Below are 21,554 nucleotides of genomic sequence, written 5' to 3'. Positions count from 1 at the left end.
ATGAAAAAACACCAAAAAGATCACGTTCGAGATCAATTGTTATCAAAGTTATCTGAATATGGAGTTGAATGGGATTTTGACTCTCAAAAGTTAATAGTTGATGATTTACGATTTATGCAAAATCGATTAGCTCAACATACGAACTCAAAAGGTTTAAAATATGAGGAGGAATTTAAAAATTGTTTAGCTAAACCTGAAGAAATAAATATTCTTAAAATCAATCCTTACTTAGAAGTTGTGAACACCCAGAAACAAAGAGAACTTTGGACTTATGCTACTTCTTTTTGGTCAATCCCTGTTACAACTGGTTATGGTAGAAGAATACGTTTTTTAGTTTTTGATGAACAAAATAATAAATTAATTGGTATTTTTGGCCTCAGTGATCCAATTATTGGTTTAGGAGTTAGAGATCAGTATATCACTTGGACAAAAGATCAAAAGCTAGAGAGATTATATAATTGTATGACTGCTTATATTTTAGGTGCTGTACCTCCTTATAATCTAGTTCTCAGCAGTAAATTAATTGCTTTATGTTTGATGTTCCCTGAAGTTAGAAAGCACTTCTATGAAAAGTATAACAATAGAGTATCCATTATTTCTGGACAAAATAAACAAGCTGATTTAGTTTATATAGATACTTTAGGAGCATTTGGAAAATCAGCAATATATAACCGTTTAATGAACTGGAAATTTATAGGTTATACAAAAGGTCAAAGCCATTTACATATAACGGCTAACGGAAGTTGGGAATTAATTAAACAAGTCGTTCCAGAAACCATTTTTGATACTTATAAATTTGGTCAAGGTCCCAATTGGAAACTAAGAGTTTTAAAGAAAGGACTAAGAGAACTAGGATTTTCAGAAGATATGCTAAGTATTGGTTGGCAAAGAGGATATTATAGTTGTCCACTAGCTGAGAATTGGCAAGAGTATTTATTAGGAGAATCCAATCAACTACAATGGAAGATTTTAGATCGTAATCAACTGATTAAATACTGGAAAAATCAATGGATTATCCCACGTTTAGATAAATTAGAGGAAAATCTAAGGAAAACGAAAAGTTTAGATTAATCAAACAGATTATATAGCGTTTATCATACCTGTGTGGCACAGTTAAACCTTTGCTGATTAAGCTTTTCAATATCGATAATGTACCTCTTGCGAACAGGCAACGCTATAATTAGACAGAACTGAATCATTTTAAGTAAACTTTTGTAAAATTCCAGCAGGAAAGGTCATCAAATTTTCTGGACTCACTGAAGCGTTATGTTTCCATTGATGAGGAGTAGAGTTTCGTCAACGAGAGAATAGGGGTTTCAGCCCTGACAGGGGGACAAGCGAGCTAGAAAATTTGCCAACAAAGGCTTCTGGCTTCTCTCGCTAGAAATAGATCGAGCGATTCTAGGCAAAAAGCTAACGAAAGAATTAGGGATAGGAGCGAGCTTACTAGGAATCATTATTAATAAGTGAGAGATGGTGCGGCGAACTTTTTCGAGCTAAAATCATGAAAAGTTTACGATATATGGATTTCAGCTTTCTTGTCCCCCTGTCAGGTTTCAGCCTTGCCTACTGCAATCTCATCCTCCTAATTACTGCAAAGTTATGCTTCCAGTCTCATAATCTTCATTTCTAATGATAGGATGAACGATCGAAGCTCTCCAGAGAAACCCTATGACTAGCTTACTGCGCGACTTTTGGTATGTGGCCACACCGGCAAATAAACTTAAACCCGGTCAGCTAATGGCCAAAAAAATGCTAGGTGAACCGATTGTTGTCGGTAGGAGAGAGGATGGAGAAGTGTTCGCATTGCGGGATATTTGCCCCCATCGTGGCATTCCGCTGCACCATGGCTGGATTGAAGGGGATGGGGTGTACTGTTGCTATCATGGCTGGAAATTTAACACTAGCGATGGCGTTTGTTCTGAGATCCCCTCATTAACGGAACACGATCGCCTTGATATTAGCAGAATTTGTGTCACCAGTTATCCCTGTCGTGAAATACAAGGTCATATCTGGGTGTTTATTCCGGCAGACTCAAAAAGAGAAATTAATCGAGAAAATCTGCCTCCTGTGCCGACTATTGCCGATTTTGGCAAACTTACCCCCAAAATAGCCGAAACTATCACTTTTGACTGCAATATTGACCATGCAGTGGTGGGATTGATGGATCCGGCCCACGGTCCCTACGTTCATACTTCTTGGTGGTGGCGCAGCGGTCCGCGCAAATTTCGGGTCAAGGAAAAACAATACGAACCTGTTCCCCTCGGTTTTCGTCTTGCTCCCTATGATATGCCTGTAAGTGCGAAACCCTATAAAATTTTGGGTAATAAGGTATCGATTGAAATCGTTTTTGAATTGCCCTCGGTGCGTACAGAAATACTACGAGGCGATCGCTATTTGGCCTGTGCTTTTACGGCAATTACTCCCATCGATGAAAATCACTGCGAAGTCCATCAAAGTTTATACTATACGATTCCTTGGTTGGCATTTTTAACCCCTCTTTTGCGTTATTTAACTCTACAATTCCTCAAACAGGATCGCGATGTGGTGATTAAACAACAGGAAGGACTTAGTTATCATCCAGCTTTGATGTTAATTGATGATGCCGATACCCAGGCCAAATGGTATTATCGCCTCAAGCAGGAATACGAAAAATCTCAAGCAGAAAAACGGGATTTTGTCAACCCCATTAAAGCACAAATTTTACGGTGGCGCAGTTAGAATTAAGTAGCTGGTTATAATTAAATTAAAAATGGATTTTAGGTTCGATCCCCCCTTAATCCCCCCTTGATAAGGGGGATATATGATAATTTTTAACGCCTACCTACTTAGATGATTTTATTTAGGTTCTGCCTAGGGATTTATTGACACTGGTTTCAATTTGATAAATGGATGAAAGGACGCTACCTTGATGATTATTGACTAGATCATATTTGACTTCTTGTAAATAATTAAAAATGGCATCCCGCAGAATCGGTTTTTCAATGTTTACCGTGTGCTGATAGTCCCATAAATCCCAAACTATCAAACCAATTCCCACGATTGGATCGATTAATTCTGCGCCAAAACTACTCGCTACTGCTCCACCCGTTTTAGTGGCAATTTTCGCCCCGGTTTTTCCCGCTAGGGACAAATAAACTGTGCTGCCCACTTTCACCACTGGGATGAGAGATTTAACTCCCAAAGCAGTGGCACCACCGACTAAAAGTTTAATTGATGTGTTAGAAATATTGCCCTCGGTATCTTGAATTGTTATGGCTATATCGCTAAGATAACGATCCCATTTACCTTGGGGAATTTGATAACTGGCCTGAATATTCTCTAATTCATTGCTTAAATTATTGACATATAAATTAACAGCATCCCTAGTAATTCTCTCTAGACGTAATTGTGCTTCTTGGGGACGAATTACCCGTTTAGTAAACTCGGTTTGAATAGTTTTGGTCAAATTTTCTGCCACCACCTGTTCCGAGGGTGGATTATCTGTATTGACCCAGTGAGCGATCGAGGAGTATAATCCGCTTAAAAAGGCCTTACCCTCAAATTGTTTTTGATTGAAATAGTTAAAATACCAAGGCAAAAAACCCTGATCTACTCGTGTCATCAACTCCTCCACCCATCCCTCAATTTCTCCTAGGGCGAAGTTTTGAGAATTGGCTCTCGCTGTCTGTAAAGCTTGGCTAATTTCTCGATCGATTTTACTGTTAGATTTTTGGGGTATAGTGATGGGAATCTCTAGGTTAGTTTCGGTAGCAACCTTAGTTTTTAACGGTTCATTGCTGGCAGTTCCTAGCCAAATTTTCCCTAAAAGAGGCACGATAACCACTAGAACAACTATAGCCCAAATTAACGGGGTGATCGCCTTAATCAGTTGACTGATTGCCTGAATACGGTTAGTTTTTTCACTATACTGAGGTGGCTCAATATTTTCCTGTGAATCTGGCCTGGAGTTCATCGAAAAATTGGGTCTGAAACCCCGCCCTTTAGCGATAACGGAGGGCGGCTTTATACAAGTTAGTGAGAAACAATTAAACCGTTAGAACGACTAATTAACTGAATCTTGCTAACAGCCATCTGTCCCAATCGTTGACCATTGGCATCGCTTACAGATAACTGTTTTTCGGTATCTCCACTAACATAACCAATTCCTTTGGGAGAAGAAACTAAATCTCCTTTACGGAACCCATGTCTTGTGGTAGAGCCACCATATTTACGTCGTTTACCACCCTTAGAAAAAACCATCAGGTGAAGTTGACGACGACTAACAGGAGGACGTTTGATGACAGCAAAGGGAGCGTTTGTTACTTTAACATAACCCTTCCAATCATATCCATGTCCATTAGAATTGTGAAATGGCAAATAATCTAAAAATTGAAAACAGGCAAGAGCAATGCCATCGTTAGCATGACTTTCGGGTGATTGTTCTGCTTTATTTTTAGACTTTTCTAGTCGCAAATATTTTCTAAGATTAGAGGTTTGCCAACCAAAGCGAGTATGGACTGTTGCCAATCGAGACAGTTGCTCAATAGCCCATTTCTGTCCGACCATAACCGACGAGAAACCTTTTCCAGACTTAGCTCCTTTTCTACCAGAAGTTAGATCAATATAGGCTTTGATGTACTCAAAGTAAATGTCAGTAATTGGATAGATTTTGGTTAGTTCAGAAACGACTCGAAGTTCAAGTTGACGATTAGCTCTGATTGAGGGAGCTAATTTTCCTTGTTTTCTATTTGAGAATCGTTTTTGTCGATGCGCTCTTAGATTAAAAGAAAGTTGGCGGTTAATCCGTCTTACTCTACGTCCTCTTCGCATTAACCGTCTATTGTCTATGCGCTCTTTGACTCGTTTAAAAGGAAGTTCTAAGTGAGCCTTCCAAAGAGTAAAAAGAGAGGATTGAACACCAATTCCCGAAAATAATTTACCCGGGTCAATACCAATAGCAATCGGTTGGGTTTTATTGTTAGAGGATTCAGTGGTTAGCTGGACATAGAAAATATCTAAGTCGTTGAATTTGCCGATAGCTTTTCCTTCCTTAATCCACCGTCTGTCCCGACTGGGTTTGGTGGGCATTAACGGCTTTCCGTCTTTTGAGATAACAGGAACTCTTGCCATGGAGATAATCCTTAAGAGTAAAGTTAAAGTCCCTTCCCGCAACACAATCAAGATGTCTTGTCTAACAACGCTTTACCAATAAAGCTTAAAGAGAATCCGAACTAGGGAAGTATTCGGAGGTCTGGGCCAGATTGTGTCTCGATGCGGTAGTCTCTACTTGCGTCGCCTAAATTGGTCTAGGCAAGCCCCGTCGCTTTTAGTGCGGGGTTAGTGACCAGCTAACCTACTTAAAATTATTAGATCATCGTTCTCAAAAAACCGCAAACCGCAGAAACCCCAAATTTCTCAGCAGTAACCTGTAGAGGCCATTATCGGGCAAAAGACAGCCAATACCCGATAAATATCGGCAATTTCAGCGAATTTCTGCCTTCATCCGCTCAAGGGTTTGCTGCATTTGGTCGAACATCATTTGGGGAGTCATGCCAAATTGACCTAATTGGGTTTTTAGCTGTTCTACGGTCATTTGGGCGGAAAAATCTTCAGATAACTCGAAACGCTTCATAAATATCTTGTAGCGTTCCATTAACTCCTCCATCCTATCGATAAAGATGATTTTACCCTCTCGATCGAATTTCCCGTACTCGCTGCCCAGTTGTGTGAGGGACTGGTAATCCTCAAATAGCTGTCTAGCTTCCTGTTGAACCACTTCTGAGTCAAAGAATCCCATAATCTTAAAACTGCTTATCGTCGATAGTTATTTTCCATCCTATTTTATTTTAGCCGGGGAAAAAGTCTAGCTCTGGCCGATTTACGGATTACCGTATTGGGGAAATGGAGAGGATCACAAACGGCCCCCGTCGCGGTTTAACCGTTGCCCCAGGAAGTTTAAGATAAAAAGTGAAAAATCAAAAATTGTCCTTTAACTGCCCCACAGGGGCTATTTCGCTAAATTTGGGCTGTAGCCCTTATAATTTGCCAAAACGACGATGACGACCCTGATAATCTTTTAAAGCGTGGTGAAATTGCACTCGATCGAAATCGGGCCAGAGGGTGTCAGTAACGTAGATTTCCGCGTAGGCCATTTGCCAGAGTAAAAAATTACTAATTCGCATTTCCCCACTACTGCGAATTAACAGGTCTGGGTTAGGAATCCCGGCAGTATAAAGATACTGTGCAAAGAGAGATTCATCGATCGCTTCTGGGGAGACTAAACCCTGTTGCACCTGACGAGCGATCGCCTGACAAGCTTGCACGATCTCCTCTCGGCCACCATAATTAGCAGCCACCGTAAATTGAATACCGGAATTTTTGCTAGTTTCTGCTTGAGATTTAGCAATTTCCCGTCTTAAAGACTCTGGCAAGGCTGATAAATTACCAATAAAGCGAATTTTGACATTTTTCTGCATCATTTCTTGCAATTCCCGCTGCAAAACCCGCTCGAATAGAGTCATTAAAAATTCTACTTCCTCAAGGGGACGACCCCAATTTTCCGTAGAAAAAGCGTAAGCGGTTAAAGCGGGAATCCCCCACTCACCACAACAGCGCAGCAAGTCTCTGAGTGCATCTACTCCCCGTTGATGGCCTATAGTCCGTGGCAAACCACGACTTTTCGCCCAACGACCGTTCCCATCCATAATCACTGCGACGTGCTGAGGCAAACGGTTTTTATCTAAATCCGTAGGTAATTCTGGTGACAAGCTCGGTTTAACAGTCATTTTCTATCTTTGGGGGTTGCGCTAGGCGAACGGGAGAATTTTTCTAAGATTAGACGGCCTTTTAAGCCAATTGTACGCCCTAAACGTCCCCAACTCGGTGCGACCACTTCCCCCTCTCCCGACGGAGAAAACTTCGCTTCGAGCAGCTCTTTTAGTTTACTACTGGTTAAAGGCCGATCCAAATTACCTCCGGACGCGAGGGAAATCGAGCCGGTTTCCTCAGAAACCACAATACAGATACAATTATCTAGCCTTTCGGTAATGCCCATGGCTGCCCGATGACGGGTGCCTAATTGCCTAGAGGTACTGCGCTCCGATAGGGGTAGAATAACACCAGCGGCCACCACTCGATCGCCCCGAATAAATACGGCTCCATCGTGCAGTAAAGTTTTAGTTTGAAAAATAGTTTGAATTAATTCCTTAGATACTTGGCCATTTAGCATCACCCCCGGATTGACAAACACCTTGGTGTCGAGATTGCCACTGGTTTCTAATACCATCAGCGCACCGGTGCGATTTTGAGATAGATCCTTCACCGCGTCCACTAACTCATCAATGACATTATCGGTCTTGGGAGTGGGGGAACTTTTCTGAAATAACTCCCACACTTGACCTTTGCCCAATAATTCTAAAAAACGGCGGAATTCCGACTGAAAAATCACAGCGATCGCCACAGCTGCCCCCAAAATCAATTTTTCTAGGACTAACCCCAGCAAGCGCAATCCTAGAGCATCGCTAATCACCGAGGCCAGCATTAAGTAGATTAGTCCTCGCACCATCCAAAAGGTACGCCGCTCGCCGATAATTAGCAGCAGCATATAGGTAAGGAGGAGAACTAACCCAAAGTCTAGGAATGACAGACCATGGCTGAGAATCCAGGACAATAACCGGCGAGGGTCCAGAAAAAAACCCGACATGGGGGGACAATAGCGATGAGGTTTATATTAAGGAGAGTCGATTGGGTAAGCGGTCTTGACGCAGCAGATCCGCCAGATTTTCCCGTTCAAGGATCAGATTAGCTTCTCCATTTTGGACAATTACCGCCGCTGGACGGGGTAAGCGGTTGTAATTAGAAGCCATACTGTAGTTATAGGCCCCCGTGGCTAAAACCACTAAAATATCCCCTGGGTTGGTTTTCGGTAGCGCAATATCCTTAATTAGAATATCGCCAGATTCACAATGTTTTCCAGCTATTGTCACCACTTCCTGACATTCTTGACTCATTTTATTGGCGACCACGGCCCGGTAAACCGATTGATAGGTAATCGGTCGGGGATTATCGGACATTCCGCCATCGACGGCGATATAGGTGCGAATTTCGGGGATTTCTTTGCGATTACCCACTGTATAGGCTGTTACGCAAGCGGTGGCAATCAGAGAGCGTCCCGGTTCGGCAATAAGCAGCGGATAAGCGATACCTCTTTCCTGACAAGCTTTGGCCACTGCTAAGGACACCGCTTGTACCCATTCCTCGATACTTGGGGGGTCATCACTTTCAAGGTAGCGAATCCCTAAACCACCACCGACGTTTAATTGCTCTAGGGGTAAACCCCGTTCTAAACCTAATTTAAACCAATCTGCCAAGACAGAGGCTAAGTCTTGGTGGGGTTGACGTTCAAAAATCTGGGAACCGATGTGAGCGTGTAAACCCAGACAATTCAGCTGCGGATGAGCTAAAACATAGTCAAATACTGCTTCGATTTGATGGGGGTCAAAACCAAATTTACTGTCTAAGTGACCCGTGCGAATGTATTCGTGGGTGTGGCACTCGATACCGGGGGTTAACCGCAATAGAACCGGAATAGGGGTATCAGGACGATTTTCGCCTAATTTAACCAGATTTTCTAACTCTAGCCAGTTATCAACGATAATAATGCAGTTATGCTCGATCGCGTATTCTAATTCGGCGATCGATTTGTTATTACCATGAAAGTATATTGGCACAGCGGTTTTATTGATCTGGTCTAAAGCGGTTAACACCGTGTGAATTTCTCCGGCCGACACCACATCAAAACCTAATCCTTCACTAGCGACCACGGCCGATACGGCCAGGCAATTCCACGCTTTCGAGGCATAAATTACCCTAGATTCTCCGGGATAATGTGTCTGGAAACCTTGCAGGTATTGACCACAGGCAGTGCGGAGGGTGACTTCATCGATAATATACAAGGGTGAACCGAAACGTTCCACTAGGGTGGTCACATCGCAACCACCGATTTCTAGACAATCGCGGTTATTAACCTTGGCTGTCAGGGGTAACAGGGTTTGATTCGGGGATAGACAATCTTGATAGGCTAAATATTTTTGTCCGGAATTGCTGATTTTAGGTTCAGTTGATAGCATGATCGGTGTTTTTTGTCAAGAAATCGATAATTTTTGTTACAATCTCCGCGCATCCCCGATTCAGTCAAGGGAATTTTGACCGTCGGTGATCTAGATATAGTCATTTCAATTCAGATTGAGAATATCAATGCCAGAGTTCATAAGGATTCAACCAGTCTAGATTGTATCAGACTTATCTGAAATGACGATAACCAAAATAGTTATCTCTTTCACTTTACGACCAGTTCTAACCTTTCTCTGATCAGTAAAAATCCCTAGGAAATCCTGCTAAGTACCTAAGCAAAATTAATTACACATATCTAACCCCGCTCTTGCCTCTTGCCTCTTGCCTATCTTCACTAGGAAATTAATTTTGCACGACTACTTACTAAATCTGGTTATTAAAAACTGATTATTTATTCTCCTTTGCTTATTGCCTAATGCCTAAATTGCCAAATGCCTTTCTCTGTAAGAGTTTCATTCCTTATAACCCTGTCCGTTGCATAAGACAAACCGAAGAACCATAATTCATAATTTATAACTCATAATTCCCATAGGACTGAAATCCGGGTAAAATTTGAGAGATACAATCGGTCAATTGGGCATGGATTATAAAGAAGCAGGCGTGGATGTGGAAGCGGGACGCGCTTTCGTCGAGAAAATTCGCCAAAATGTGGAAAGTACCTTCCGTCCCGAAGTTATCGGCGGTTTAGGCGGTTTTGGCGGCTATTTTCAGTTACCTTCTGGTTATCAGCAACCGGTGTTAGTATCGGGAACTGATGGTGTGGGAACCAAGCTGAAAATTGCCCATAGTCTCAATTGCCATGATACGGTGGGAATTGACCTGGTGGCCATGTGCGTCAACGATGTCCTAACCTCCGGGGCCGAACCTTTATTTTTCTTGGATTATCTCGCCACTGGTAAACTGGAAGCGTCACAGTTAGCGGCGGTGGTATCGGGAATCGCTAGTGCCTGTCGTGATAGTGGTTGTACTCTTTTGGGAGGGGAAACGGCGGAGATGCCGGGGTTTTATTCGGCGGGAGAGTACGATTTGGCGGGTTTTTGCGTCGGTATTGTCGAAAAAAGTCAATTACTCGACGGCAGTAAGGTGCAAATCGGCGATGTGGCTATCGGTTTAGGCAGTAGTGGGGTTCACAGTAACGGTTTTAGTCTTGTTCGTAAGATTATCGACACCCAGGGCTTAAATTGGCAAGATTGCCCCGCAATTTTAGCCGGCTCTAGCTTAGGTGAAGTTTTGTTAACTCCCACTAGACTTTATGTTAAACCTGTGCTAGAACTGCTACGCTCTGGGTTAGATATTCACGCCATGGCCCACATTACTGGGGGTGGCATCCCGGAAAATTTGCCCCGCTGCTTGGGTAAAGGGCAGTCTGTGCGGATTTACCGCGAAAGTTGGCCAGTTTTGCCAATTTTTCACTGGTTAGCCCAGATGGGTTCGGTTAATCCCGAAGCCATGTTTAATACTTTTAATATGGGTATCGGTTTTGTGATCATTGTCCCATCAGATCTGGCGCAATTGACTATTAATCAACTACAATCCTCTGGGATTAATGCCTACCAAATCGGCGAAGTGATTGCCGGTAAGGGAGAAATTGTTGGGCTTGATTAAAGTTAGTTGAGGCTAAGAAGATTTTGCCATCAATTCCACCAAAAAATCAGGTTGACTGGCTGGGATAGCAGCAGCGTTTCGGCCTATCCCTAACCCAATTTATATTAACGTCAGTTCGGGATAAGGGTGGAAAGAAAAGGCGGGGGCTAGTAAGCTGAAAAATATATAAACTCAGCACCCCCAACCCATCTATGTCTAGTCGAGAAGCTCTTTTCTGTCCTGTCGACGACGGATATTGAGTTTTTTGCTAAACCCAAACGGAACCTGAAAAATCGCTTAATCCGCCTTCATGACCAGCTTTTATCCCGTAAGCGTTCTATTGTCGAGACTATTATTGACCAACTCAAGAACATCTCTGGGATTGAACATTCCCACCACCGCAGTCCTGTTAATTTTTGCGTTAATCTTCTCTGTGGTTTGATTGCTTACTGTCACCAGCCGAAAAAACCCTCCTTGAAGTTAGCTATTTTTGCCTTATATTTCGAGAATAACGGGGGTATGATCGCTAGGTTTTTCTTGTTTTCTGGGTTCTCGATCGATCAGACAATTAACGGCTTTTTCGTATAGCTGAGGAGTTAAATAAAGATGATCGATTCGCCAACCTCGGTTACGAGCAAAACCACCGCTGCGATAATCCCACCAACTATAATGTCCTGCTGCTGAGGTGAATTTTCTAAAGGCATCTTGTAAACCAATTTCTAAGACCTTTTCTAAAGCTTCTCTTTCTTTAGCTGAAGACATAATATGATTTTCTTTGCCTTTGGGATCATAAATATCTTTATCTTCTAAGGCAATATTAAAATCACCGCAGATACATAATTCCTGGGGTTGAGAATTAATAATTTTATCTAGATATTTCCTAAGAGTTTCTAACCATTTAAGCTTATAAATATATTTATCACTATCTAGGGAAGAACCATTAGGAACGTAGAGATTAATAATCCGAATATCGCCGATTACTCCAGTAATTAAACGTTTTTGTTCGTCTAGTTCTCCCGTTAAATTTTCGCCGATAATCGGACTAAATCCCACAGTGATATCGTCCAGGGGTTTCTGGCTAAAAATCGCTACACCATTATAGGCTTTTTGTCCAGAAATATAGAGATGATAACCCAAAGATTCAAAAGCTTCTCTGGGAAAATCTCGATCAATTACCTTGGTTTCTTGCAAGCATAAAACCTCAACGGGATTGAGTTGTAACCAATTAATTACCTGATCTTGTCGGCTGCGAATCGAGTTGACATTCCATGTGGCGATTTTCATAGCTAAAAACCGAGAATTTTTCTCACACTTCCTCAGCAAAACTACTGCGACGCACAAACTCAAAGGGATCGGCGATCGAACCCCAGACTAATTGATCGGTTTCGGGATCTAAACCGCGATCAACGCTAATTAATCCCTGTTCACTAATTTCAAAACTATTATCCAAATAAGTCATTTTATCTTTGCGAAAGACTAAACATTGTTTCCCCGGTTTCACCACCCCTTTAAAACTCTTACCTGTCCAAGTTACATTCATATCACAACCCGGCATCGGTTCTAATAATTCTAAGCTGAGATTTTTGAGACGCTGGGGTTCTCTAGAAGCACCAAAAAAGTTAGCTTCCTCTTTAACTTTAAAGTTTTCTAGTTCAATATGGTCATCGACTACCGATAATTTAAATACTCGTAAACGATAGGGAGTATTGAGCATAAAATCGTAGGCCTGCTCTAAAAATAAACTGGTTCCCTTCAGTAATTCATCGGGTAAAGGACGCATACACACGCGAATATGGGCAAAAAAAGGCGGATTAGCAAAAGCTTGTTCTTGATTACTAAAATCGGCCGCCATCCAGCGTGCTAGGGTTTTTATATCCGTAGAATGAGTCATAATTTTTGATATTTTAATGGCTATTAGCTATCAGCGATCAGCTAGTTAATCGCTCTGATAAATTTTCACTGATTACTGATAACTATGCCCCGACAATTTTTATTGTGCAATTACTTTAATTTCGATATCGGCACTAACTTCGGGATGGAGTTTGACTTGTACTTTATAGACTCCCAATTGACCGATATCGGGAACGGTAATACCACGGCGATCAATTTCTAATTTGGCATTTTCTAGAATAACCGTAGCCACATCTTGACTGGTGACAGTACCGAAAATCGCCTCGTTTTCACCCACCTGTTTAGGGATGGTGTAGGGACTGAGTTTTTCGATCGCAGTTTTTCTGGTTTCCGCTTCTTGTTTTTCGGCGAGGAGACGTTGACGCTCTTTTTCTTTCCTAAATTCTGCCTGTTTAATCGCGCCTTTGGTGGCTAAAACGGCCACACCTTGGGGGATAAGGTAATTGCGCGCATAACCGGGTGCCACTTCCACCACATCGCCATTTTCACCTAATTTGCTGACTTTTTGATTGAGGATAACCTGCATTCGTTTCGCCATGATCTTGACCTAAAACAATAGTTCCAAAACCTTTATCATACCATGCAATCGTCAAGTCTCGATCACAAGTTAGTTATTGCCGGCGGCGATGATTTGGGTTAATAGGGGACCGATTGCCTGAAAAGCCGAGGGTAAAACCGCTACGGTGGCGGCTGCGATAATAATTGTCGTGGCCAATCTCAGCACTTTCTCGGAGGCTTTTTCGTAGGTGTCAAATTTATAGTCGAGCTTGTCTAATCTTTGGTCTATTTCCTGAAAGCGTTGTCCCATAGCATCAAAACGTTGGTCTATTTCCTCAAAACGTAGATCTATCGCCTCAAAACGTTGATTTACTGCTGTTTGGAAGCTTTTCAGTTCGTTGAGAACATCGGTTAGGGTGGGTTCTTGAGTGGACATGGTGACACCTTCGGGAATTTGATCGCCTAACACAATTATAACCTTAAGTCAAGCTTTTTTGATGATAATTAACGTTTTTATTGGTAATATTTTGACCTTGTTCCGGTATTGGAGACAACCAGTATTTCTATTCTAATAAGGTCTCTTTAATTGTTGTTAAAACTTTGCTATCTTTGACCATCCAAGCATGAAGCAATACGGGAATCGAAATTTCTTTCCCCACCGATAAACGGGAACTATGGGCAGGAAATATCATTAAATCGTAGGGAGTCCAGATAATTGTGGTTTTAATTTTATTTAAAATTTGTTGACAATCTTTATTTAAATCCTCTAGAAATTGACTCCCTGGCTGCATTTGTCTAATCCCATCTAAGGGTAAACTATATGCGGTTAAAGTGCCTCGATTCGGGGCAGAAATATTTAGGTAACGTTGCACTCTTGCCACCCCTCCTAATCTTTGCAGGTAGTAGCGGGTAATTAATCCTCCCATACTAAACCCAATCAGATCTACTTTCTGCTCTTTAGCAAAGTTTTTCTCGATATAATTGTCCACCTGACCGGCTAAAACTTCTAACTTTTCGTAACCATGATTGGGAATTAGATTAAAACTATGCACCTGCCAACCATGATAGTTTAAATACTCGCTCATCGGTTTAAAAACAGCCGTAGTGTCCAGAAAACCATGCACCAAAACAACGGGATTCATAGATGAGGTTTTATCCTTAAATTCTGAATCTATTCTAACGGATGATCGGGGTAATGAGGGAAAAATTTTTGGGAAGAGCCTATCTACTAGGTGCGGCTACCGGCAACTTCTAAGGATTAGGGAAAAAACCAAAAAGTTTAGCGGCACCTCCTAAAATAGCGACTACCAATGCTATCAGAATCCCTCGATTGGTGAATTCCTGATAGGCAACCCTTGCAGTTAATCCCTCGATTTTTGTACTTACTCGTTCATCCAAAGCTTTGATTTCTCCCTTGAGTTCGGCCTGTCCTATTTCTACTTTAGTTAACCGGTCTTCTATCTTGTCAAATCTCTCATCAATACGTTTTTCCAGAGAGTCGATTTTCTCGTCAATACGTTTTTCCAGAGAGTCGATTTTCTCGTCAAGGCGTTTTTCCAGAGAGTCGATTTTCCCCTCAATTCTTGTCAGGACAGCTTCTAGGGAATAAGTGACAGTTTCGTTAGACATTTTGAGCAACTCCAAAAGTCAAATCTCCAGGGCTAAATGCTGGGGGCTATATCTTACGGAAAAATCAGGGGTCTATAGGCGGACGCGGATTCCCATTATAATAAAATAATAAGTCAAGACTTGAGTTTTTGTCAAGCTTTTTTTTGACGGCAATCAATGGCAAGAATTTCGGGGAAGTATTTAGCCACCGATGCCTAAACGTCCCGCTAAACTAGGGCTTAAAGGAATCAGAGTCGCTAACATTAAAAAGAGCAGTAATAAACCCCAACCAGCGCGGGTGTCATCGGGTTCGGTCAACTCGTTTAAACTAGGTCTTTCCAACTCTCTTTGTAAAAAAGCGACTAAAATTGTCCAATAGAGAGGAATGGGATTGCTAGAATTAACTAAGGAAATAATGCCCAAAATAACCAAAGTGGCCACAGTGGTACGGCGGGCAATTTTGCGACCATAAATAGCCTGAACAATTCTGCCACCATCTAACTGTCCGGCGGGCAGTAAATTAAGGGCAGTAATCACCAATCCTAACCAACCAATAACAGTTAAAGGATGCACGGAGATAACGGCATTTTGTAACTCGTCACCTAAAACTATCCGCGCTAAAAAACTCACTAAAATTGAACTTTGGAAAAAGGTACTAGGGATTTGAAAAAGGCTGGCAGAATTAGATAAAGTCAGTCCAACAATTAACAAGATTAAAGAAACCAAACCTCCCAAAGCAGGACCAGCAAAAGCTATATCAAATAGGACACTGCGGTTAGGTAATAAAGATTCAAAACGAGTAATCGCCCCAAAAGAACCAATCTGCCAAGTGGGAAGAAAATAGGGTAAACTGAGACGAACATTATGGCGTTTAGCGATAATTAGATGACCAATTTCGTGGGCAATTAATACCGACCATAAACCCAAACTGAGGGGAATTGCTTCTCGATATCTCTGCCAATTACTAAACAAATCAAAACCTAATAAAATTCCCGCCGCTTCTAAGCTGGTGACAATGGTAGCGACTAACAAAACTAAAGAGAGATTTTTTTGAGCAAGAGTTGCAGGACTAGGATCATTAGTTTTGGGAAGGATAATTACCACCGGTTTTTCCTCGGTTCCTTCCACCAGAAATAAACGATATTTATCACCAAAATGATTACTTAATTTCTGGGTTAAGCGCGAGTGAACTATATCCGGTTCTCCCCGTAAATTGCCTTTAAAAATTGCCCCTTCCTGAAAAGAGATAGTTTCGGTGGCAAAAAAAGTATCTATCCCAAAAATACTCTGAATAACTTTTAGATCCTGTTCGGAAATTGGCATCACATCCGGCACAATTACTGTCACCGCTGCCGGGGTTTCTAGGGGAGTAACGGACTGGCTAACTGCTGGGTTAACTTTTGGTTCAATTATCTGATTGGTTTTCAGTAAGCGTAAACGGTTGCCTAAATAAATATAGATAATTGTGGAAGCAACCAGTAAAAAGAGAATTACCGCTAGATTGAGAGCAATTCCAGCCGCAAATAGCCCGAAAAAAATCAACCAAGGAGCAATTAGTACCAAGGACTGTAACCAAGGTAAAATTCCCAGTTGGCCGTAGGGTTTAGCTCGATAAAAACTCCAAGTCAAGATAGCACCAGCGACGAGGAAAATAACAGCGACCGCAGCAATTTCCGAAGAAATATTAACCATAGGAAAGTCAAAATTAACAGGTTTTTATCAATCAATTTGATTATAAGCTTGCAGGGCAGCCCGTAATTGCCCTCGATGCTTTTGTAACAATTCTTGTCCTGCCGCCGCCGAAAGTCCCGTTTTCTGCATTAACAAAGCCAGTTTAACCCGGCGGCCACTTTTTTCCAGTAAAATTGCCGCTTCCTCACGACTAATATCGCTAAGGTGGCAGATAATCCGTAGGGCGCGGTCATGGAGTTTATGATTAGTAACAGCCACATCGACCATCTGGTTGCCGTAAACCTTGCCTAACATTACCATTGTCCCTGTGGAAAGGATATTTAAAGCCATTTTCGTCACCGTTCCCGCTTTCAGGCGGGTGGAGCCAGCCAAAAGTTCTGGTCCGGTCAATAAGCGGATATCCACATCCACGGCGATCTCCACCTGTTCGGCGGGGACACAACTAATGGCAATCGTCGTCGCACCTCGCTGTTTTGCCGCCTGTAAAGCCCCGTGAACGTAGGGGGTTGTCCCCCCGGCGGTAATCCCCACTACCACGTCTAATTCGTGAATTTCTCGCTGGGCAATAATCGCCGCCCCATCTTCCGCTTTATCCTCCAAATCTTCGGAACTACGCACCAGCGCCGCTGCTCCACCGGCGATAATTCCCTGTACCAATTCCGGGGGAGTGCAGAAGGTGGGGGGACATTCGGCCGCGTCCAAAACCCCCAGCCGGCCACTGGTTCCCGCCCCAATGTAAAAGAGCCTACCACCCTTAGCCAGAGCTTGACTGGTCAGGGAGATTGCTAGGGCCAATTCTTGCCGGGCTATGGCGATCGCTTTTAGGGTTTGGGCATCCTCGCGATTGAAGAGATCCACCAATTCGAGCGGGTTTAATTGGTCTAAATTTAGGCTGTTTGGGTTAATTTGTTCGGTTAACAGGTGTCCTCTGCTTTCCCACTGTTCCATAACGGTTTAATTGAGCTTTTTGTAAGATTATTTTTAGTATATAGCCAATCGGTGGGTAAAAAGCTTGACAATTGCCCCCCGAATGTTAGATGATAGTAAATTGTGTCAATTCCTGCTCGGATCAGGTGAAGACATTAGCACAAAAGCTGGAATTTTTTTCAGCTACCTGTACGGCAAAACAAGCGCAGAAAATTCATGAGTTACGCAATTATTGAGACCGGTGGCAAACAGATTCGGGTAGAACCCGGTCGCTATTACGATATCGAACTTCTTCACGTCGATGAACAAAGTACCCATACCATCGACAAAGTGCTATTAATCCATGATGAGGATGATATTAGCATCGGTCAGCCCTTTATCGAAGGGGCCAGCGTGGAAGGGACTGTCATGCAACATCGTCGGGGCAAAAAAGTTATTGTCTATAAAATGCGCCCGAAAAAGAAAACCCGTAAAAAACGCGGTCATCGTCAAGAAATTACCCGTTTTATGATTGATTCAATCAATTATAACGGTAAAACCCTAACTGCCACTGCTGCTACCTCCGTCGCTGAAGTTGTGGAAGATAGTAGCGACGAAGAAGAATAACTTTTACAATCAAAAAAGCATTTGGAGAGAAATTATGGCTCATAAGAAAGGTACGGGTAGTACCCGCAACGGACGCGATTCTCGTTCCCAGAGACTAGGCGTTAAGCGCTACGGTGGTCAAGTGGTAAAAGCGGGAAATATTCTCATCCGTCAACGGGGTACTAAAGTTCACCCGGGTAAAAATGTTGGTCGTGGTGGCGATGATACTTTATTCGCTTTAATTGATGGTGTGGTCAAATTTGAATACAAGGATAAAAGTCGCCGTCAAGTTAGCGTTTATCCTGCTGAAGTTAGCGCTAGTTAATCGACTCTCTCGACATCATGGTGTCAATTGCGCCCCGACATTACTACATATTAGTTGTTATGAGGGGGCGTAGGACTCAAGTCCTCCTTACCCTCGCTACTCTCCCTGCAGCTTCAACCATCAAGGGCAAACTAAAACCCTCCCAATCCAGCGAAAAAGAAACCACAAAAGTAGGCTAAATTGCCCGATAAATATGACAAATGCCCCGCAACTATTCCGGGTCTGTTTCCCTTGCTAATACTTCTTGTAGTTGTGGTACTAAGGTCGGCAAATCTTCTCGAATTGTTGCCCAAATTCTACTTAAATTAACTTGAAAATATTCGTGAGTTGCAACATTTCTCATTCCTGCCATTAAACGCCAAGGAATAAGAGGATAGCGAGACTGAATTTCCTTCGGTACATTTCTAGTTGCTTCTCCGATAATAATAAAATCATAGAGAACCGCTTTGATATTTGTTTGATTCTTGGCAAATTCCTCAAACGTCATTGCCTTTGTTCGCTGTTCAATTTCACTGATAGATTCTAAAATGTCTTGAAGGCGAAGTCGCCAATCTCTAGAAGGCATTGATCAGCTCCTCAAGCACAGGTTCTCGTAAATGTTCTCTTAAGGCATCCTGAGTTCCTAAATCCACAGAGCATCCCAGAATATCTTCTAAATAATACTGTACTTGCAGAAGTTGAAAAAAACCACCTTGTCGATCGAATTCTACTAACAAATCTACATCACTATCGGCATCAGCTTCATCCCTTGCCACTGAACCAAATAAAGACAAAGATTTCACCCCTAGTTTTTGTAACTGTTCTCGGTGTGCCTCTAGAATTGCCAGCACCTCGTCCCGTTTCATTTGGTGTGTCCTTGAACCTGCCATCAATATTATAGCTTTGTCGGTGCAACCCTTAAACTGAAGCTGAAATCTTCCAAATCTACAAAACAAACTAATCACTGAAAACTCACATCTGATAACTGATAACTGATAACTGATAACTGATAACTGATCACTGCTCACTGATTAAGCTGTAGCCTCTAAAAATACGCCTAAATTGCGGAATTTTTGATAACGAGATTCGCGTCGTTGTTGGGGTGTTAATAAAGATAAAGCCTCTAAATTTTCACTAATAGCGGCTTTTAAATTGGCTGCCGCTTTAATCGGATCAGCATGGGCCCCTCTGGAGGGTTCAGGAACGATCTGATCGATAATATTTAACTCTTTTAAATCTTTTGAGGTAATTTTGAGGGCTACTGCCGCTTTATCAGATTTTTTGGCATCTTTCCAGAGAATGGCTGCACAAGCTTCGGGAGTCGCCACGGTATAGACAGAATGCTCTAACATTAACAGGCGATCACCGACACCGATCCCCAAAGCACCGCCCGAACCACCTTCGCCAATAACAGTACAAATGATCGGCACATCTAAACGGAACATCTCCCGAAGATTATAGGCGATCGCTTCTCCTTGACCTAATTTTTCCGCTTCTACCCCCGCCCAGGCGCCGGGGGTGTCAATAAAGGTTAAAATTGGCTGATTAAACTGATGAGCGTGTTCCATTAAACGCATGGCTTTACGATAACCACCGGGGGCAGCCATGCCGAAATTTCTAGCCACATTATCCTTAGTATCCCGGCCTTTTTGATGCCCGATAATCACCACGGGACGACCGTTAAAACGGGCAACACCACCCACAAGAGCGGGATCGTCGTAACCACCGCGATCCCCGTGTAACTCGAACCATTCATCGGTGATGGCTTGAATATAATCTAGGGTGCTGGGGCGCCGGGGATGACGGGCTAATTGTAGCCGTTGGGAAGGGGTGAGATTGCTAAAAATTTCACGACGTAATTGATTAGCTCGTTCGTCTAGTTGACTAATTTGTTCCGAGACATCTACGCTATTTTCTTGGGCTAATTCTTTAATCTGTTCGATGCGGGATTCTAATTCGTAGAGGGGTTTTTCAAAATCTAGGAGAAAAATCTTTTTCTCGGTAGTCTCGTTTTTGGTCATAGGTTAGTGGCTAGAAGTTTACTGTTCGCTAAGTAGGTAGGCGTTAAAAATTATCAAATACCCCCCTTATCAACGGGGGATCAAGGGGGGATCGGCACCCCCCTTATCAAGGGAGATCCCCCCGCCTATCGGCACCCCCCTTATCAAGGGGGGCAGGGGGGATCAGAGGCAAAATCTATCTTCAATTTAATTATAACTACTTACTTAATCTTTTCTAGCTTAACGTTTTTCAGCGATCGATTATCGGCAGCTTCGGGATGACTGGGAGATAATTTCAGGTTATCGATCGAATTTTGTCAATTGTTGTATAATGATAGATCGTGCCTTTTTCACCCCAAGGAGGATTAGTTATGGCAGGAAGTGAACTAAAAGCGGATCTATGGGTTAACGAATATATTACCCCCTGGGACATTTATAGTCATGGGGTTTCGCGGATTTTAGCCTACAAAAAAACCGCTTTTCAGGAGATGTATATTGTAGAGTCTGGGGCCTATGGAAAAGCCTTGGTACTGGATGGGAAATGGCAATCTTGTACGGGGGATGAATTTATTTATCATGAAGCATTAGTGCAACCGGCAATGATTGCCCACCAAGAACCAAAAACTGCTTTAATTCTGGGAGGTGGTGAAGGTGCGACAACGCGGGAGTTATTGCGTTGGAAAACAATCGAAAAAGTGATGATGATCGATATCGATGGGGATGTGGTGGCAGCCTGTAAGGAACATCTTCCCGAAATGCACCAAGGCACTTTTGATGATCCTCGTTTTGAGTTAGTTGTGGCCGATGCTTTAGAAGTTTTAGACACTACTAACGATCAATGGGATATTATTATTTCTGATCTGGTTGATCCCATCGGAGAGGGTCCTTCTTTCCCCCTATTCACGAAAGAATACTTTGAAAAACTACAAAGAGTTTTGGCCGAAAATGGCATTGTTGTTGTCCAATCTGGCCCGGTTTCTCCTCCTTCAGTGATGTATCATGCTCGTTTGGTGAATACTTTAAAAGCAGTTTTTCCCTACGTTCATTCCTATTGCGCTCCCACCCCTAGTTATGGTTCCCCTTGGGGTTTTACTCTCTGTGCTAATCATCCTTTAAATACTCGTCCCGATCCCGATGTGGTGGATGAATTAATCAGCGATACAACTACGGGAGGATTACGTTTAATTGATGGCATGACTTTACTAGGAATGTTACAAACTCCTCTCTATATTCGTCAAGCAATCGCACAAAATACGGAAGTTTATACCCTAGCAAAACCCCCGAAATTCTTCGGTCAAGGAGTTATCAGTAATCAGTAATCATCAGTTATC

Annotated in this window: 23 protein-coding genes and 2 pseudogenes; 8 read left to right on the top strand and 17 right to left on the bottom strand. The window is 42.5% G+C overall.

The genetic code is table 11. The features are described 5' to 3' along the window. A complete protein-coding gene (locus ACQY1Y_RS19570; protein ID WP_002736881.1) occupies positions 1 to 1,071 on the top strand; it encodes a Druantia anti-phage system protein DruA in 1,071 nt (356 codons plus the stop codon). Between the two features lie 600 nt (positions 1,072 to 1,671). Further along, complete coding sequence (locus ACQY1Y_RS19565; RefSeq protein ID WP_002735996.1) at positions 1,672 to 2,721, top strand: Rieske 2Fe-2S domain-containing protein; 1,050 nt, start codon at positions 1,672 to 1,674, stop codon at positions 2,719 to 2,721. A gap of 121 nt (positions 2,722 to 2,842) precedes the next feature. On the opposite strand, the gene ACQY1Y_RS19560 is transcribed toward ACQY1Y_RS19565, so the two are convergent. The 6 genes from ACQY1Y_RS19560 to lysA form a co-directional block, all read right to left on the bottom strand. Beyond that, a complete protein-coding gene (locus tag ACQY1Y_RS19560) occupies positions 2,843 to 3,955 on the bottom strand; it encodes a hypothetical protein (RefSeq protein WP_002776369.1) in 1,113 nt (370 codons plus the stop codon). A 59-nt stretch (positions 3,956 to 4,014) separates the two neighbouring features. Next, positions 4,015 to 5,112, bottom strand: a complete 1,098-nt coding sequence (locus ACQY1Y_RS19555) for an RRXRR domain-containing protein (protein WP_430013391.1) — start codon at positions 5,110 to 5,112, stop codon at positions 4,015 to 4,017. A gap of 352 nt (positions 5,113 to 5,464) precedes the next feature. Next, complete coding sequence (locus ACQY1Y_RS19550) at positions 5,465 to 5,779, bottom strand: DUF1825 family protein (protein WP_002738222.1); 315 nt, start codon at positions 5,777 to 5,779, stop codon at positions 5,465 to 5,467. A 238-nt stretch (positions 5,780 to 6,017) separates the two neighbouring features. Continuing rightward, on the bottom strand, positions 6,018 to 6,767 hold the full coding sequence (gene uppS / locus ACQY1Y_RS19545) for a polyprenyl diphosphate synthase (protein WP_430013390.1): 750 nt from the start codon (positions 6,765 to 6,767) through the stop codon (positions 6,018 to 6,020). Beyond that, a complete protein-coding gene (cdaA, locus tag ACQY1Y_RS19540; RefSeq protein WP_002790821.1) occupies positions 6,764 to 7,684 on the bottom strand; it encodes a diadenylate cyclase CdaA in 921 nt (306 codons plus the stop codon). The genes uppS and cdaA overlap by 4 nt, the downstream gene beginning before the upstream one ends. 22 nt (positions 7,685 to 7,706) lie before the next feature. Continuing rightward, the gene (gene lysA / locus ACQY1Y_RS19535; RefSeq protein WP_123230298.1) at positions 7,707 to 9,110 is read right to left on the bottom strand and encodes a diaminopimelate decarboxylase; all 1,404 of its coding nucleotides are present in this window, start codon (positions 9,108 to 9,110) and stop codon (positions 7,707 to 7,709) included. Positions 9,111 to 9,693: 583 nt separating this feature from the next. Here lysA and purM point away from each other — a divergent pair. Further along, positions 9,694 to 10,719, top strand: coding sequence for a phosphoribosylformylglycinamidine cyclo-ligase (gene purM, locus ACQY1Y_RS19530; protein WP_069475095.1), 1,026 nt, complete (start codon positions 9,694 to 9,696; stop codon positions 10,717 to 10,719). Positions 10,720 to 10,962: 243 nt separating this feature from the next. Continuing rightward, positions 10,963 to 11,175 (top strand): annotated as a pseudogene (locus ACQY1Y_RS19525) (transposase); the annotation flags it as partial. 18 nt (positions 11,176 to 11,193) lie between these two features. Here the strand turns inward: ACQY1Y_RS19525 and xth are convergent. The 8 genes from xth to murQ all read right to left on the bottom strand — a co-directional run bounded on the left by xth (position 11,194) and on the right by murQ (position 17,355). Next, positions 11,194 to 11,982 carry an exodeoxyribonuclease III gene (gene xth / locus ACQY1Y_RS19520; protein WP_002744083.1) on the bottom strand — a complete coding sequence of 263 codons (789 nt, stop codon included), beginning with the start codon at positions 11,980 to 11,982 and terminating at the stop codon, positions 11,194 to 11,196. Between the two features lie 22 nt (positions 11,983 to 12,004). Beyond that, a complete protein-coding gene (locus tag ACQY1Y_RS19515; RefSeq protein ID WP_430013389.1) occupies positions 12,005 to 12,589 on the bottom strand; it encodes a chromophore lyase CpcT/CpeT in 585 nt (194 codons plus the stop codon). A 99-nt stretch (positions 12,590 to 12,688) separates the two neighbouring features. Continuing rightward, the gene (gene rplI, locus ACQY1Y_RS19510) at positions 12,689 to 13,147 is read right to left on the bottom strand and encodes a 50S ribosomal protein L9 (RefSeq protein WP_002737358.1); all 459 of its coding nucleotides are present in this window, start codon (positions 13,145 to 13,147) and stop codon (positions 12,689 to 12,691) included. A gap of 69 nt (positions 13,148 to 13,216) precedes the next feature. After that, positions 13,217 to 13,576 (bottom strand): hypothetical protein, encoded by a 360-nt coding sequence (locus ACQY1Y_RS19505; RefSeq protein WP_002737039.1) that lies wholly within the window; start codon positions 13,574 to 13,576, stop codon positions 13,217 to 13,219. A 94-nt stretch (positions 13,577 to 13,670) separates the two neighbouring features. Next, positions 13,671 to 14,249: an esterase/lipase family protein gene (locus tag ACQY1Y_RS19500; RefSeq protein WP_002750357.1), complete on the bottom strand. Its 579-nt coding sequence runs from the start codon at positions 14,247 to 14,249 to the stop codon at positions 13,671 to 13,673. 109 nt (positions 14,250 to 14,358) lie between these two features. After that, positions 14,359 to 14,736 carry a DUF4164 domain-containing protein gene (locus tag ACQY1Y_RS19495; protein ID WP_002744089.1) on the bottom strand — a complete coding sequence of 126 codons (378 nt, stop codon included), beginning with the start codon at positions 14,734 to 14,736 and terminating at the stop codon, positions 14,359 to 14,361. Between the two features lie 180 nt (positions 14,737 to 14,916). After that, a complete protein-coding gene (locus ACQY1Y_RS19490) occupies positions 14,917 to 16,407 on the bottom strand; it encodes a site-2 protease family protein (protein ID WP_430013388.1) in 1,491 nt (496 codons plus the stop codon). A 27-nt stretch (positions 16,408 to 16,434) separates the two neighbouring features. Beyond that, positions 16,435 to 17,355, bottom strand: coding sequence for an N-acetylmuramic acid 6-phosphate etherase (murQ, locus tag ACQY1Y_RS19485; RefSeq protein WP_002736540.1), 921 nt, complete (start codon positions 17,353 to 17,355; stop codon positions 16,435 to 16,437). Positions 17,356 to 17,550: 195 nt separating this feature from the next. Between murQ and rplU the strand changes: the two genes are divergently transcribed. The 3 genes and pseudogenes from rplU to ACQY1Y_RS19470 all read left to right on the top strand — a co-directional run. Further along, on the top strand, positions 17,551 to 17,940 hold the full coding sequence (rplU, locus tag ACQY1Y_RS19480) for a 50S ribosomal protein L21 (RefSeq protein WP_002750362.1): 390 nt from the start codon (positions 17,551 to 17,553) through the stop codon (positions 17,938 to 17,940). Positions 17,941 to 17,974: 34 nt separating this feature from the next. After that, positions 17,975 to 18,244, top strand: a complete 270-nt coding sequence (gene rpmA / locus ACQY1Y_RS19475) for a 50S ribosomal protein L27 (RefSeq protein WP_002744094.1) — start codon at positions 17,975 to 17,977, stop codon at positions 18,242 to 18,244. 86 nt (positions 18,245 to 18,330) lie between these two features. After that, positions 18,331 to 18,423, top strand: a pseudogene (locus ACQY1Y_RS19470) (PEP-CTERM sorting domain-containing protein); the annotation flags it as partial. Between the two features lie 32 nt (positions 18,424 to 18,455). On the opposite strand, the gene ACQY1Y_RS19465 reads toward ACQY1Y_RS19470, so the two are convergent. The 3 genes from ACQY1Y_RS19465 to accA all read right to left on the bottom strand — a co-directional run bounded on the left by ACQY1Y_RS19465 (position 18,456) and on the right by accA (position 20,244). After that, positions 18,456 to 18,809: a HepT-like ribonuclease domain-containing protein gene (locus ACQY1Y_RS19465; RefSeq protein ID WP_002744095.1), complete on the bottom strand. Its 354-nt coding sequence runs from the start codon at positions 18,807 to 18,809 to the stop codon at positions 18,456 to 18,458. After that, on the bottom strand, positions 18,799 to 19,089 hold the full coding sequence (locus ACQY1Y_RS19460; protein WP_016516799.1) for a nucleotidyltransferase family protein: 291 nt from the start codon (positions 19,087 to 19,089) through the stop codon (positions 18,799 to 18,801). Before ACQY1Y_RS19460 ends, ACQY1Y_RS19465 begins: the two co-directional genes overlap by 11 nt. A gap of 165 nt (positions 19,090 to 19,254) precedes the next feature. Further along, positions 19,255 to 20,244: an acetyl-CoA carboxylase carboxyl transferase subunit alpha gene (accA, locus tag ACQY1Y_RS19455; RefSeq protein ID WP_002744097.1), complete on the bottom strand. Its 990-nt coding sequence runs from the start codon at positions 20,242 to 20,244 to the stop codon at positions 19,255 to 19,257. 350 nt (positions 20,245 to 20,594) lie between these two features. Here accA and ACQY1Y_RS19450 point away from each other — a divergent pair, with 350 nt between their 5' ends. Then, entirely contained in the window at positions 20,595 to 21,542 is a 948-nt protein-coding gene (locus tag ACQY1Y_RS19450; RefSeq protein ID WP_002736180.1) for a fused MFS/spermidine synthase, read from the top strand. Positions 21,543 to 21,554 lie beyond the last annotated feature (12 nt).

It is taken from the genome of Microcystis ichthyoblabe FBCC-A1114, assembly GCF_050500245.1.
GTDB lineage: Bacteria > Cyanobacteriota > Cyanobacteriia > Cyanobacteriales > Microcystaceae > Microcystis > Microcystis ichthyoblabe_A.
Note: the sequence above shows the minus strand (reverse complement) of the source record. Positions and strands in the feature narration are given on the sequence as shown.

Bases quoted from the DNA above. Each gene is read 5' to 3' on its own strand.
- rpmA (WP_002744094.1), top strand. From the start codon at position 17,975: ATGGCTCATAAGAAAGGTACGGGTAGTACCCGCAACGGACGCGATTCT.
- rplU (WP_002750362.1), top strand. From the start codon at position 17,551: ATGAGTTACGCAATTATTGAGACCGGTGGCAAACAGATTCGGGTAGAA.
- ACQY1Y_RS19465 (WP_002744095.1), bottom strand. From the start codon at position 18,809: ATGCCTTCTAGAGATTGGCGACTTCGCCTTCAAGACATTTTAGAATCT.
- lysA (WP_123230298.1), bottom strand. From the start codon at position 9,110: ATGCTATCAACTGAACCTAAAATCAGCAATTCCGGACAAAAATATTTA.
- murQ (WP_002736540.1), bottom strand. From the start codon at position 17,355: ATGGAACAGTGGGAAAGCAGAGGACACCTGTTAACCGAACAAATTAAC.
- ACQY1Y_RS19565 (WP_002735996.1), top strand. From the start codon at position 1,672: ATGACTAGCTTACTGCGCGACTTTTGGTATGTGGCCACACCGGCAAAT.
- ACQY1Y_RS19555 (WP_430013391.1), bottom strand. From the start codon at position 5,112: ATGGCAAGAGTTCCTGTTATCTCAAAAGACGGAAAGCCGTTAATGCCC.
- uppS (WP_430013390.1), bottom strand. From the start codon at position 6,767: ATGACTGTTAAACCGAGCTTGTCACCAGAATTACCTACGGATTTAGAT.
- accA (WP_002744097.1), bottom strand. From the start codon at position 20,244: ATGACCAAAAACGAGACTACCGAGAAAAAGATTTTTCTCCTAGATTTT.
- cdaA (WP_002790821.1), bottom strand. From the start codon at position 7,684: ATGTCGGGTTTTTTTCTGGACCCTCGCCGGTTATTGTCCTGGATTCTC.
- ACQY1Y_RS19515 (WP_430013389.1), bottom strand. From the start codon at position 12,589: ATGACTCATTCTACGGATATAAAAACCCTAGCACGCTGGATGGCGGCC.
- ACQY1Y_RS19550 (WP_002738222.1), bottom strand. From the start codon at position 5,779: ATGGGATTCTTTGACTCAGAAGTGGTTCAACAGGAAGCTAGACAGCTA.
- ACQY1Y_RS19490 (WP_430013388.1), bottom strand. From the start codon at position 16,407: ATGGTTAATATTTCTTCGGAAATTGCTGCGGTCGCTGTTATTTTCCTC.
- ACQY1Y_RS19500 (WP_002750357.1), bottom strand. From the start codon at position 14,249: ATGAATCCCGTTGTTTTGGTGCATGGTTTTCTGGACACTACGGCTGTT.
- ACQY1Y_RS19560 (WP_002776369.1), bottom strand. From the start codon at position 3,955: ATGAACTCCAGGCCAGATTCACAGGAAAATATTGAGCCACCTCAGTAT.
- ACQY1Y_RS19570 (WP_002736881.1), top strand. From the start codon at position 1: ATGAAAAAACACCAAAAAGATCACGTTCGAGATCAATTGTTATCAAAG.
- ACQY1Y_RS19495 (WP_002744089.1), bottom strand. From the start codon at position 14,736: ATGTCTAACGAAACTGTCACTTATTCCCTAGAAGCTGTCCTGACAAGA.
- rplI (WP_002737358.1), bottom strand. From the start codon at position 13,147: ATGGCGAAACGAATGCAGGTTATCCTCAATCAAAAAGTCAGCAAATTA.
- xth (WP_002744083.1), bottom strand. From the start codon at position 11,982: ATGAAAATCGCCACATGGAATGTCAACTCGATTCGCAGCCGACAAGAT.
- purM (WP_069475095.1), top strand. From the start codon at position 9,694: ATGGATTATAAAGAAGCAGGCGTGGATGTGGAAGCGGGACGCGCTTTC.
- ACQY1Y_RS19450 (WP_002736180.1), top strand. From the start codon at position 20,595: ATGGCAGGAAGTGAACTAAAAGCGGATCTATGGGTTAACGAATATATT.
- ACQY1Y_RS19460 (WP_016516799.1), bottom strand. From the start codon at position 19,089: ATGAAACGGGACGAGGTGCTGGCAATTCTAGAGGCACACCGAGAACAG.